Annotated in this window: 10 protein-coding genes; 7 read left to right on the top strand and 3 right to left on the bottom strand. The window is 63.1% G+C overall.

Translation table 11 applies throughout. The features are described 5' to 3' along the window. Nucleotides 1–101: 101 nt before the first annotated feature. The 5 genes from AYK65_RS10840 (at nucleotide 102) to AYK65_RS10820 (ending at nucleotide 6746) form a co-directional block, all read left to right on the top strand. On the top strand, nucleotides 102–1649 hold the full coding sequence (locus tag AYK65_RS10840) for an amino acid permease (protein WP_026617817.1): 1548 nt from the start codon (nucleotides 102–104) through the stop codon (nucleotides 1647–1649). 94 nt (nucleotides 1650–1743) lie between these two features. Then, nucleotides 1744–3108 (top strand): glutamine synthetase family protein, encoded by a 1365-nt coding sequence (locus AYK65_RS10835; RefSeq protein WP_046118927.1) that lies wholly within the window; start codon nucleotides 1744–1746, stop codon nucleotides 3106–3108. 179 nt (nucleotides 3109–3287) lie between these two features. Further along, a complete protein-coding gene (locus AYK65_RS10830; RefSeq protein WP_026617815.1) occupies nucleotides 3288–4673 on the top strand; it encodes an aldehyde dehydrogenase family protein in 1386 nt (461 codons plus the stop codon). Further along, nucleotides 4670–5815 (top strand): iron-containing alcohol dehydrogenase, encoded by a 1146-nt coding sequence (locus tag AYK65_RS10825; protein WP_026617814.1) that lies wholly within the window; start codon nucleotides 4670–4672, stop codon nucleotides 5813–5815. Before AYK65_RS10830 ends, AYK65_RS10825 begins: the two co-directional genes overlap by 4 nt. A 214-nt stretch (nucleotides 5816–6029) precedes the next feature. Beyond that, complete coding sequence (locus tag AYK65_RS10820; RefSeq protein ID WP_026617813.1) at nucleotides 6030–6746, top strand: ParA family protein; 717 nt, start codon at nucleotides 6030–6032, stop codon at nucleotides 6744–6746. Nucleotides 6747–6811: 65 nt separating this feature from the next. Here the strand turns inward: AYK65_RS10820 and AYK65_RS10815 are convergent, their stop codons facing one another. Beyond that, nucleotides 6812–8101, bottom strand: coding sequence for an NAD(P)/FAD-dependent oxidoreductase (locus AYK65_RS10815; RefSeq protein WP_026617812.1), 1290 nt, complete (start codon nucleotides 8099–8101; stop codon nucleotides 6812–6814). Between the two features lie 212 nt (nucleotides 8102–8313). Next, nucleotides 8314–9714: a L,D-transpeptidase family protein gene (locus AYK65_RS10810; RefSeq protein WP_046118848.1), complete on the bottom strand. Its 1401-nt coding sequence runs from the start codon at nucleotides 9712–9714 to the stop codon at nucleotides 8314–8316. Between the two features lie 231 nt (nucleotides 9715–9945). Here AYK65_RS10810 and AYK65_RS10805 point away from each other — a divergent pair, with 231 nt between their 5' ends. Further along, complete coding sequence (locus AYK65_RS10805; protein ID WP_081158329.1) at nucleotides 9946–10785, top strand: DUF4432 family protein; 840 nt, start codon at nucleotides 9946–9948, stop codon at nucleotides 10783–10785. Nucleotides 10786–10856: 71 nt separating this feature from the next. Beyond that, nucleotides 10857–11195, top strand: coding sequence for a protein tyrosine phosphatase family protein (locus tag AYK65_RS10800; RefSeq protein ID WP_026617809.1), 339 nt, complete (start codon nucleotides 10857–10859; stop codon nucleotides 11193–11195). Between the two features lie 90 nt (nucleotides 11196–11285). Here the strand turns inward: AYK65_RS10800 and AYK65_RS10795 are convergent, their stop codons facing one another. Continuing rightward, the gene (locus AYK65_RS10795; RefSeq protein ID WP_026617808.1) at nucleotides 11286–12932 is read right to left on the bottom strand and encodes a thiamine pyrophosphate-binding protein; all 1647 of its coding nucleotides are present in this window, start codon (nucleotides 12930–12932) and stop codon (nucleotides 11286–11288) included. Between the last annotated feature and the right edge of the window lie 36 nt (nucleotides 12933–12968).

The following is a 12968-nucleotide window of genomic DNA, read 5'->3' as shown; positions in this document are numbered from 1 at the left end:
TGGGGGAGCGGCAAAGCCGCGGTGCTGTTCCGTTCTCTGGAGCAGTGGGTGACGCGACCTTTCGCAATGGCGCGGAGGGTCCGGAGAAACAGGGGAAAAAGATGTCAGACTATACCGAAATCGATAAGAAGCAGGATCTGCAGATTCTGCATTCCATGGGCTATGCCCAGGAACTCGAGCGGCGAATGAGCCAGTTCTCGAATTTCGCCGTATCCTTTTCGATCATTTGCATCCTCTCGGGTGGTATCAATTCGCTTGCGCAGGCGACTTCCGGCGCAGGCGGCGCCTCGATCGGCATCGGCTGGCCGCTCGGATGCTTCATTTCGCTCGTCTTCGCCGTTGCCATGGCGCAGATCGGTTCTGCCTACCCGACCGCCGGCGGCCTCTATCACTGGGGCTCGATCCTCGGCAACCGCTTCACCGGCTGGCTCACGGCCTGGTTCAACCTGCTTGGGCTGGTGACGGTTCTCGGCGCCATCAATGTCGGCACCTACTATTTCTTCATGGGTTCGTTCGGCACGCCCTATCTGGGGCTGGAAGACACGACGACCACTCGTATCGTCTTCCTGGCGATCATCACCGGCGTGCAGGCCCTGGTGAACCATATGGGGATCGGCCTCACGGCGAAGCTCACGGACTTCTCGGGCTATCTGATCTTCGCGACCTCGATCCTGCTGGCGATCGTTTGCCTTGCAGCGGCGGACTCTTACGAGTTCGGGCGGCTCTTCACCTTCTCGAACTATTCCGGCGAGGCGGGCGGCAATGTCTGGCCGCAGACTTCCGGCACCTGGGTGTTTCTGCTTGGCCTGCTGCTGCCGATCTACACGATCACCGGTTACGATGCTTCCGCCCACACCTCGGAGGAGACGGTGAAGGCTGCCGAGTCGGTGCCGCGCGGCATGGTCTCTTCGGTGCTCTGGTCGGCGCTCTTCGGCTACATCATGCTGTGCTCCTTCGTGCTGATGATCCCGAACATGGACGAGGCGGCCAAGCAGGGCTGGAACGTCTTCTTCTGGGCGATGGACGCGCGGGTCCATCCGGCCATCAAGGACATTCTCTACCTCGCCATCTTCGTCAGCCAGTGGCTGTGCGGTTTGGCGACGGTCACCTCGGTCTCCCGTATGATTTTCGCTTTCTCGCGTGACGGCGGCCTGCCCGCCTCCAAGCCGCTGTCGAAGGTGAGCCCGACCTACCGCACGCCGGTTGCAGCGATCTGGACAGGTTCGATCCTTGCGGTGCTCTTCGTCTGGGGATCGTCGCTGGTCTCGATCGGCGACACGCCGGTCTACACGATCGTCGTCTCGTGCACGGTCATCTTCCTGTTCTTCTCCTTCGCGATCCCGATCACGCTCGGCCTTTTCGCCTGGGGAACCTCGAAGTGGGATAAGATGGGACCGTGGAACCTCGGCGAAGGCATGTTCAAGCTCTTCGCGATCCTGTCGATCATCGCCATGGTGCTGATCTTCGTTCTCGGCATCCAGCCGCCGAATGATTGGGCGCTCTATATCACCGTCGGTTTCCTGATTGTGACAGGGATCATCTGGTTCGCATTTGAAAACCGCCGCTTCCGCGGGCCGCCGATCGGCGATGAAGTCGCCCGCCGCCAGGCGGAGATCGTCGCCGCCGAAAAGGCCGTAGGCGAAGTCTGAGAGGGTAACAGGAGCGCGGGGATCGCGTTTGCGATCCCCGCTTGACTTTCGCGGCTTCGGGAACGGCCGCGCCGCAACACGGGATGACACTTTCATGAGCTACTCGTTCGAAGAACTGAAAGAGGATGTGGCCGCCGGCCGCATCGATACGGTGCTCGCCTGCCAAGTGGACATGCAGGGCCGGCTGATGGGCAAGCGTTTTCACGCGGAATACTTCGTCGACAGCGCCTGGAAGGAAACGCACAGCTGCAACTACCTGCTTGCGACCGACATGGAGATGGAGACTGTTCCCGGTTACAAGGCGACGAGCTGGGAAAGGGGCTATGGCGACTACACGATGAAGCCGGATCTCTCGACGCTTCGCCGCATCCCCTGGCTTGAAGGCACGGCGCTGGTGCTTTGCGATGTGCTCGACCACCATACCCATGCGGAAGTGCCGCATTCGCCACGTGCCATCTTGAAGAAGCAGGTGGCGCGACTCGAAGCCATGGGCTTCAAGCCCTTCATGGCGAGCGAGCTCGAATTCTTCCTGTTCGATCAGTCGTATGACGAGGCGAGGGTCTCCGGATACCGCGACCTGCAACTCGCCAGCGGCTACAATGAGGATTACCACATCTTCCAGACGACGAAGGAAGAGGATGTGATGCGGGCGATCCGCAATGGCCTTCAGGGCGCGGACATTCCGGTCGAGAATTCCAAGGGCGAGGCTTCCGCGGGGCAGGAGGAGATCAATGTTCGCTATGCGGACGCTCTGACGATGGCGGACCGGCACGCGATCATCAAGAACGGCTGCAAGGAGATCGCCTGGCAGCGGGGCAAGGCGATCACCTTCCTCGCCAAGTGGAACTATTCGGCCGCGGGCTCATCGTCGCACATCCACCAATCGCTCTGGAGCCTTGACGGCGAGACGCCGCTGTTCTTCGACAAGAACGCGCCGCACGGCATGTCGGAGCTGATGCGGCACTACGTGGCGGGCCTGCTCACCCATGCCAGCGAGATCACCTATTTCCTGGCGCCCTACATCAACTCCTACAAGCGCTTCATGGCCGGCACCTTCGCGCCGACCAAGGCGATCTGGAGCAAGGACAATCGCACCGCCGGCTACCGACTCTGCGGCGAGGACACCAAGGCGATCCGCATCGAATGCCGCGTCGGCGGCTCCGACCTCAACCCCTATCTTGCCTTTGCCGCTTTGATCGCGGCCGGTATATCCGGTATCGAAAGCAAGATGGAACTGGAGGCGCCCTTCGTCGGCGACGCATACCATGGCAAGGACGTGCGAGAGATTCCGCATACGTTGAGGGCAGCAACGGAGGCGCTTTCCGGGTCGAAGATGCTGCGCGCGGCCTTCGGCGAGGACGTGATCGACCATTATGTGCATGCCGCCCAATGGGAGCAGCAGGAATACGACCGGCGCGTGACTGACTGGGAAGTCGCGCGGGGGTTCGAGAGGGCGTAGGTAAACCCTCCCCAACCCCTCTCCGCAAGGGCTTCGCGGCGTCACCGCCCGCCCAACTCAGCGCCTCCGCAGGTGGCATTAGCCGAGATCAGGCGAGGCTGCGAGAGGGAAGCTCTCCCCTTGTGGGGAAGGGGTGGGGAGGGGAAATTTGTTTTCGCAGTAGGAACAGGAAGACGATCATGACGATGATCAAATGTATTTCGCCGGTGAATGGCGAGGTCTATGCCGAGCGCCCGGCAATGCCGCTGGAGCTCGCCAAACAGGCGGTAACACATGCGCGGCTCGCACAGAAAGCGTGGGCGAAGCGCCCGCTCGATGAACGGGTCAAGCTGGTGCTCGCCGGCGTCGCGCGTCTCAACGAAATGGTCGATGAAGTGGTGCCGGAACTCGCCTGGCAGATGGGCCGGCCGGTCCGTTATGGCGGCGAGTTCAGAGGCTTCAACGAGCGCTCCAACTACGTCGCTTCGATCGCTGCAGACGCGCTGAAGCCGCTCGTCGTCGAGGAGAGCGATCGCTTCGAGCGGCGCATAGAGCGCGAGCCGCATGGCGTGATCTTCGTCATTGCGCCCTGGAACTACCCCTACATGACGGCGATCAACACGGTCGCTCCAGCGCTGATGGCGGGCAACACGGTCATCATCAAACACGCCAGTCAGACGATCCTTGTCGGCGAGCGCATGGTGCGCGCCTTCGTCGAGGCGGGCGTTCCGGCGGACGTCTTCCAGAACCTGTTCCTCGACCACGAGACGACGGCGGCGCTGATCGCTGCCAAGAGTTTCGACTTCATCAACTTCACCGGCTCGGTGGAAGGCGGCCGCTCGATCGAGCGCGCGGCGGCTGGCACCTTTACCGGTCTCGGCCTCGAACTCGGCGGCAAGGATCCAGGCTATGTGATGGAGGATGCCGATCTCGACGCGGCGGTCGACACGCTGATGGACGGGGCGACCTACAATTCCGGCCAGTGCTGCTGCGGCATCGAGCGCATCTATGTGCATGAATCGCTCTACGACGCCTTTGTCGAGAAATCGGTCGCCTGGGTCTCCAACTACAAGCTCGGCAATCCGCTCGATCCGGAAACGACGCTCGGGCCGATGGCCAACAAGCGGTTTGCTGCCACCGTCCGAAACCAGATCGCCGATGCCGTCTCCAGGGGCGCCAAGGCGCTGATCGATCCGAAGCTTTTCCCGCAGGACGATGGCGGCGCCTATCTCGCGCCGCAAATCCTGGTCGATGTCGACCATTCGATGGAGTTCATGCGGGAGGAGACCTTCGGTCCGGCCGTCGGCATCATGAAGGTGAAGAGTGATGCCGAAGCGATCGAATTAATGAATGACAGTCAGTACGGGCTCACCGTTTCGCTCTGGACGAAGGATGGCGAGCGGGCCGCGCGGATCGGGCGTGAGCTCGAAACCGGCACCGTCTTCATGAACCGGGCTGACTATCTCGACCCGGCGCTCTGCTGGACAGGCGTCAAGGAGACCGGCCGCGGCGGTTCGCTTTCCGTCCTCGGCTTCCACAATCTCACCCGTCCGAAATCCTATCACCTGAAGAAAGTCACCGCATGACCATCACCGCCAACTGGAGCTATCCGACCGCCGTCAAGTTCGGCGCCGGCCGGATCAAGGAGCTTGCCGACCATTGCAAGGCGGTCGGCATGAAGAAGCCGCTGCTCGTGACCGACCGGGGGCTCGCGCCAATGGCGATCACGCAGAATGCGCTCGATATACTCGAGGCCGGCGGCCTCGGTCGCGCCATTTTCGCCGACGTCGATCCGAACCCGAACGACAAGAACCTGGAAGCCGGCGTAAGGGCCTTCCGAGAGGGCGGCCATGACGGCGTCGTCGCCCTCGGCGGCGGCTCCGGTCTCGATCTCGGCAAATGCGTCGCATTCATGGTCGGCCAGACGCGTCCGGTCTGGGATTTCGAGGATATCGGTGACTGGTGGACGCGGGCGAGTGTCGAGGGCATCGCGCCGATCGTCGCCGTTCCGACGACGGCCGGCACCGGTTCCGAGGTCGGCCGCGCCAGCGTCATCACCAATTCGGCAAGCCACGTGAAGAAGGTGATCTTTCATCCGAAGTTCCTGCCGGCCGTCACGATCTGCGATCCGGAACTGACGGTCGGGATGCCGAAGGTGATCACCGCCGGCACGGGTATGGACGCTTTCGCGCATTGCCTGGAGGCCTATTCGTCTCCCTTCTACCATCCGATGTCGGCCGGGATCGCCCTCGAAGGCATGCGGCTCGTCAAGGAATATCTGCCGCGCGCCTATAAGGACGGGGCGGACATCGAAGCCCGAGCCCATATGATGAGTGCAGCGGCCATGGGCGCAGTCGCCTTCCAGAAGGGGCTCGGGGCGATCCACTCGCTGTCGCATCCGGTCGGGGCGATCTACAACACGCACCACGGCATGACCAATGCGGTGGTGATGCCGCCCGTGCTGCGCTTCAACCGCGCCGCGATCGAGGACAAGATCGGCCGCGCCGCCGCTTACCTTGGCATCGCCGGCGGTTTCGATGGCTTCTATGACTATGTGCTGCGGCTCAGAGAGGAGCTCGGCGTGCCGGACAAACTCTCCGCGCTCGGTGTCGGCACCGACCGCATCGACGAGATGGCGGAAATGGCAATCGTCGACCCCACCGCAGGCGGCAACCCGATCGAATTGACGCTCGAAGCGGCGAAGAAGCTCTTTGCCGAGTGCATCTGACGGTAAGTCGCGTTAATTTTTTCAAAGCCCGGAAAGTTTTGGTATTCCGGGCTTTTTCATTACGCGTCAGTGACGGGAAAGGCGTTTTGATTAATCTTTGGGAGCCAAACTTTCCATTTTGTTAACCATGATCTGAAAGGTTCTATTAAGAAACCGGCGCGCCCGTCCTGCTGGGCGGGCCCGCAAACGGAACATGCAAGGACGAGGTGGAGAAATGGCGGTCATCACATTTGCCAATGCGAAAGGCGGTGCGGGCAAGACGACTGCGGCGCTGATCTTGTCGACGGAACTGGCGAGGCAGGGGAACCGCGTCGTGGTTCTCGATGCCGATCCGCAGCGCTGGATCACGAGCTGGTCCGAGGTATCCGGCCATGTCGCCAACCTGGAAGTGATCTCGCATGTCACGCCGGCCTCGCTGCCCTGTCATATCCGCGAACTCAAGGGCGAGGTCGATTTCATCATCATCGATCTGGCCGGCGCCAAGGACGCGATTGTCGCGCTGGCACTCGGACTCTCCGACCAAGTGCTGATCCCGGTTCAGGGCTGCGCCATGGATGCGCGCGGCGCGGTGCAGATTCTGGAGCTCATCCGCCAGATCGAGCAGAAGGCGAGGGTCCGCATCAATCACTCGGTCGTGTTGACCCGCGTCAATTCGCTGGTGACGACGCGAGCGCTGCAGACGATCAAGGCGCTGCTCGCCTCTCGCGGCGTCTCGGTCCTCGACACGCCGATCGTCGAGCGCGTCGCCTATCGCGAAATCTTCGAATGCGGCGGCACCTTGCAGACGATGGACCCGAACCGCGTCAGCAATCTCGACAAGGCGCGCGAAAACGCCTTCGCGCTTGCCAGCGAGGTGCAGAGCCTGCTTCCCGTAACCGCACGCCGCGCACTGATGTCTCGCTTGCGCTCGGCCTTGCCGCGGGCGGCCTAGCCGCAGGGGCGGTTACCTGCACCGCAGACGCGGCGCCCGCGGGATCCTGTGACAAGCAGAGCCTGTCAGAACCGCCAGTCGATAAAATGCTTGGCCTGGGCGCCGGCGTGGTAGAAGGCCGATTTCAGGCTCCGCCACGGATCCGGCGTGATCGGCGTTTCCGCAAGCGGAACGGCGGATGTGTCGCCGATGACATGGCGGGCGAGTGCGCGGCCGAAGACGGTACCCGGCGCGATGCCGCGGCCGTTATAGCCGCTCACCGATATGACATTGGGGGCGAGCACGTGCATCGCCGGCAGGTTGTTCGTGGTCATGCCGATGCGGCCGTCCCACCAGTATTCGAAGCGGAAATCACCGATATAGGGGAAGAGCTTGCGTAGTGAACGGGCGGCAAAAGCCCGGTGCGTGCCTGCGGCCAATGCGTCGAGCCTGCCGATCGAGCCGAAGATCAGACGGTTCTGCCGGTCCATGCGGAAGGACGTCATGACGAGACCCGTGTCCCAGGCGCCTTGGCGCTCCGGCAATATCTTCGCGGAGATGTGGTCCGGGAGGGGATTGGTCGCGAACTGGAAATAGGGGAGAATCGTCAGTTCCTGCCGGTATTCCTTCCACGGCACATCGGCCACAAGGCTGCCATAGGCATTGGTCGCGAGAATGACGTGGCGGGCGGTGAGGGTGCCTCGCCCGGCCTGCAGCTTCCAGAGATCGCCTTGCCGCTTGGCGGCAAGAAGCGGCGTATCGGTGAAAATATCGGCCCCGGCGGCAAGCGCCGCGCGGGCGAGCCCCCGCGCATAGGCGAGCGGCTGGATCGTTCCGGCGCGCCGGTCGAGCAGCGCTCCGGTGAAGCCTTCCGCACCCGAAAGCACGTGCGCCTTTTCGGCCGAAAGCACGTCGACCGGCGCGCCGCGCTTCTTCCATTGCGTCTCGCGCTCCCGGATCTCCTTCAGCCCTTCGGCGCCGACAGCCATGTGCAGCGTGCCGTTGCGAACGGCTTCGCACTCGATGCCGTGCTTGACGACGAGGTCATAGACGAGCGACGGGCCGTCACCAAGCTCATTGAGCAGCCGGTTTCCCGCGGCTGCTCCGAGGGTTGCGATCAGGTCGTCCGGCTTCACCCACATGCCGGCATTGACGAGACCGACATTGCGGCCCGAACCGCCGAATCCGATCATTCGCGCCTCGATTACCGTTGCCTTCACGCCCATCTCGGCAAGGTGGAGGGCAGCCGAGAGCCCGGTAAAGCCGCCCCCGATAATGGCCACCTCTGTCGTCAGGTCACCCGCAAGCGGAGCCGTTTGCGGCCCTGCCGGTGCCGTCGCATGCCAGAGATTGGGGAGAGGGCGCTCCGTCGCCATCGCGGACGTTCCTTTGTGGTGATCGAGGATATTTTCGCCTGTGATAGAGCCAATGCGGCAAAGTTTTTCATGACAATGTTTCATGATGTCATGAGGGTCGCAATGGCGCACTTTCCGTCGCGGCGACAGGCGTTTAGACACCGCGTGCGAGGCGTGACATGATGGTCCGATAGGGGGCGCGCAAATTCAGCGCCGCAGGGCGTCTGAAGCGACTAATCGACGAATTCGACGGTCACGCCGGGGCTCACCATCTTGCCGAGCTCGGTCGCGTCCCAGTTGGTCAGGCGGATGCAGCCATGGCTCTGGGTCTTGCCGATTTTTGAGGGATCCGGCGTTCCGTGGATGCCGTAGGTCGGCTTCGAAAGCGCGATCCAGACGGTGCCCACGGGGCCGTTCGGGCCCGGCTGCAATTGCAGGATCTTATCGTTCGCACCCTGCCGGAAATTGATCTTCGGGTTGTAGGTATAACCCGGATCGAAGGCGATGCGCTCGACCGCCACGGTGCCGGACGGCGAGGGCGTGTCGGCTGAGCCGATGGTGGCCGGATAGGCGGCGATCAGTTTTCCCGCTTCGTCATAAGCGAGCACCTGCTTGCGACCCTTGTCCGCGACGATCCGCGTGACCTTGCCCGCCTTGTTCGGACCGGGATTGATGACCTTGATCGTCGTTCCCGGAATGGAGAAATCGACGCCGGGATTGAGCTCACGCAGGTAGTTCTCGTCCATGTGGAACTTTTCGCCGAGCATTTCGGCGGTGGAAGTGAAGGACAGATGTGGGAGCATTGCCTTGTGGGCGTAGTCCTCCGGGATTGAGGCGACATAGGGGCCGGCTGCGTCGGCTGCGGTAATTGTATAACTGGTGATCGGCAGGCCGCCGTTGAAGCGCAGGCGTTCGAGGGTATCTTCGGTGTTGTTCGGGTCGAGCGTCTCGCCTGTCGCCTGCTGCCAGGCCTCGATCGCCTTGGTGACGTTCGAGCCCATCTTGCCGTCGATGACGCCCGGCGAAAAGCCTTCGCGATCGAGGAAGACCTGAAGGGCGGTGATCTCGGCGCGGGACTTGCCCTTTAGCGTGATCGCCGGCGGCATCGGCTGCGCCAACGGATCGTCGTATTGCGGATCATAGGCGGCCTCCTCGCGCCCGGAGAGCGACGGAAGGCTATTTGGAAGCTCCTCACGCTCGACTGGAGCAGGGGTGACATCGCCATAGTCGGGAACGGTGCCGGTGAACTCGCCGGGCTCGGAATAGCCGTAGCCGCGGTCGCGGTCCGAGTAGCTTTCGGCGTCATACTCCCGGCGGCGGGCCGCGCCGTAGCCGTCATTCGGCACCACGGTCGCGACGATATTGCCCCAGGGATCGACCAATACGGTGCGACCGCGCCGATCACGCATGACCTGGACCTCGTCCCGACCCGGCATATAGTCGAGAATATCCCCTTCCGGGGTCACCAGCATCACATCGCCATCGCTCCAATAGCCGCCGTAGCCCTCCTGCGCGTGGGCCGGAGCGAACTCCGCGGCAAAAAGGCCGAGTGCGGTTACAAGCGAAAGGCCAATGCGAGGCGCTGACGTCACGATAGAACCCGTCTTTCTGGTGGTTTCCCTGGCGCGGTACATGCCGATTCCGACGTTAATGTGGAAAAAATGAATTCATCATGAACATTCCCTTAAATCCTAGTTAGGCGACCTGCCCGCGCGTTGCAACGGCGCTCGCCGTCGTGAGCGGCTGTCGACCTTTTGACCTCCTTGAATCCATAACGTTTTTTCGTCCGCATTGGTTCGCTCGGGACGCCGGCGCCCGCCGGGCTGCTATTATGCTTTCATCCGCCTGATTCTGGAGCGAGACGAATGCAGACCACGCTTCGCGCCGGCGAGGACATTGAGAGCCATCTCCTTTTCGACCGTTCCTCGGCGCTCGATATCGCCGCCTTCGTTGTCGCCGGCGTCGATCTGTCACCCGGTGATGCAATCCCCTCGGACGGCGATCCGCGCATCGAGCGTGCCCTTGCGGGCTTTCTCTTCACCTGCGGCCCCGACCATATCCGCCATCCGGAACTGGTGGATGGGCGCGTGGATGGACATTATCCGTTGCATGGGTCGCTCGCAGGAACACCCGTCAGCCGGTCGGAGATGTCGGTCGCCGGCGATCGCTGCAGCGCCGACATCGAACTGGATCTCGCTTGCGGTGGGCGGGCCGCGGTCAAGCGCCTATGGCAAATCGATGAGGCCACACGGAGCGTCACGCTCGCGGATCGCATCATCAACATCGGTACGTCCGCCTTCGCGCCGATGATGATGTACCACATCAACATCGCCGGTCGGCTGCTTGCCGACGAAACGCGAATCGAAAGTGCGTCGGTCGATGGCGGATCGCTCGCCTGGCGGTTCGGCGAGGGGGAGAGTGCGCATTTCTGCCGACCGGCCGTCGCCAGCGACGGGCAATTGTCGGAGGTGGCGCTGACCGCGATATCCGGTCTTCAGGGCCGCACTCTCCGTGTGAGGTTCCGGACGGACACGCTGCCGCACCTGCAGATGTGGCGCTGTCAGCGCGGCGGCGCCAATGTCATCAGCATCGAACCGGCATCGCATCGTCTGGCGAAGCGGCCGGAGCTCACCGCAGGTGGAGAGCTCCCGCTGCTGGAGCCTGGCCAATCGCGGGACTACGCACTAGCCTTCGCGGTCGCCTGAAAGCGCTTGTCGATTGACGCCGTTTGACGCCGGGCCTACATCAGGGCAACGCTTTTCTTGAGGAACGCAACATGGACATTCGCCAGATCAACGATGAGTATTCGGTCTCCGGCCAGATCACGGTCGAGGATCTCGACGAGATCAAGGCGCTCGGCTTCAAGTCCGTCGTCTGCCACCGACCGGATTTCGAGGTGCCCGAGCAGCCGACCTTCGATGCGATCGCCGCGCGCGCTCAGGAACTGGGGCTGGAAATTACCCATATTCCGGTCGGACCGATGGGCGTGACCGCGGATGCGGTGACGCGCATGGTTGACGCGCTCGACGAATTCCCGCGGCCGATGCTCGGCTATTGCCGCTCCGGCGCTCGCTCCACAGCGGTTTACCAGCATACGCTGCACATTCGCGGCTGAGGCGCTTATTCCCGAGAGAAACCGCGCAATTTCCCAAGCGCCGCGATGGTGCCTGAAAGCCCTGGGCCGGGACGAGGGGCGGACGTTCTCTCAACCGTTGCGGATATCGCTCAGCGTCCGCGTCGGCGTGATCGCTTCCGGGTCGAGCTTGATCTCGATGATCGCCGGCTTGCCGCTGGCGCGGGCCCGCAGGAACGCCCCGGCAAATTCTTCGGTCCGCGCCACCGTTTCGCCGTGCCCGCCATAGGCGCGGGCGAGGGCGGCGAAATCCGGATTGGTCAGGTCCGTGGCGCTGACGCGGCCGGGATATTCGCGCTCCTGATGCATGCGGATCGTACCGTAGATGCCGTTGTTGATGACGAGCACGATGATCGGCAGCTCATGGCGGATCGCGGTCGCGAATTCCTGCCCGTGCATCAGGAAACAGCCGTCGCCGGCGAAGCAGATGACCTCGCGATCGGGATGGAGATGCTTGGCCGCGACTGCCGCCGGCAGGCCGTAGCCCATCGAGCCTGACACGGGAGCGGCCTGAGTGCCGTAACGGCGGAAGCGGTGGAAGCGGTGCAGCCAGGTAGCGTAGTTGCCGGCGCCGTTGGTGAAGATCGTGTCCGGCGCGGTGTTCGCCTCCAGCCAGTTCATGATCGGCCCCATCTGCACGTCGCCCGGACCCTTTTCCGGCGGTGTCGACCATCTGAGATAGGCCGCGTGCATGGCGGCGGTGCGGGCGGACCAGGCAGGCTCTTCCGCAGGCGCGAGGTCGGCGAGCGCGGCGACGAAATCGCGCGGGCTTGCGGCGAGCGGGAGATCTGGCCGATAAACGCGGCCGAGTTCGGCCGGATCCGGATGGACATGGACCAGCGTCTGCCTGGGGTAGGGCACGTCCATCAGCGTGTAGCCGGAAGAGGGCATTTCCGAGAAACGGCCGCCGATGAGAAGGACGAGATCGGCCTCTTTGATCTCGCTCGCGAGCGCCGGATTGATGCCGATACCGACATCGCCGGCATAGTTCGGATGCAGGTGATCGAAGAGCATTTGGCGGCGGAAGGAGCAGCCGACGGGGAGATGCCAGCGTTCGGCGAAGCTTCGAAACCCGGCAACGGACTCGATTGACCAACGTGTACCGCCGAGAATGGCCACCGGCTTTTTCGCGGCAGAGAGCAGCTCCGCGAGCCGGGCGATCTGGCCCGGGCCCGGATGGCTTTCAACCGGCTGATAGGCGCGTGCCGCCGGGGCTTCCGCGCTCTCGGTGAGCATGTCTTCCGGCAAGGTCAGCACCACGGGACCAGGACGGCCTGAGGTGGCGACGGCGAAGGCGCGCGTGACGAATTCGGGAATGCGGGCCGGATCGTCGATTTCGCCAACCCATTTCGCGACTTCGCTGAAGGCGCGGCGATACTCGATTTCCTGGAAGGCCTCGCGTTCGCGCGCGTCGCGCTGCACCTGGCCGATGAACAGGATCATCGGAATCGAATCCTGCCGCGCCACATGCAGGCCGGCGGATGCGTTGGTCGCGCCAGGACCACGCGTGACCATGCAGATGCCGGGCTCGCCCGTCAGTCGGCCCCAGGCGTCGGCCATCATTGCCGCCCCTCCTTCCTGTCGGCAGACGAGGATGTCGATGTCAGTACCGTAAAGCGCATCCAGCACGGCGAGATAGCTTTCGCCCGGCACGCAGGAGATGCGCTTCACCCCGTTCGCGACAAGCGCCTCCACCACCAGTTGCCCACCCGTTTTCATGTCAGCACCTCCCAATGCCGGTTTACTCCGCCGGTT

The organism is Ensifer aridi (genome assembly GCF_002078505.1).
GTDB lineage: Bacteria > Pseudomonadota > Alphaproteobacteria > Rhizobiales > Rhizobiaceae > Sinorhizobium > Sinorhizobium aridi.
The sequence above is the reverse complement of the archived record's forward strand: the minus strand, read 5'-3'. Positions and strand labels throughout refer to the sequence as shown.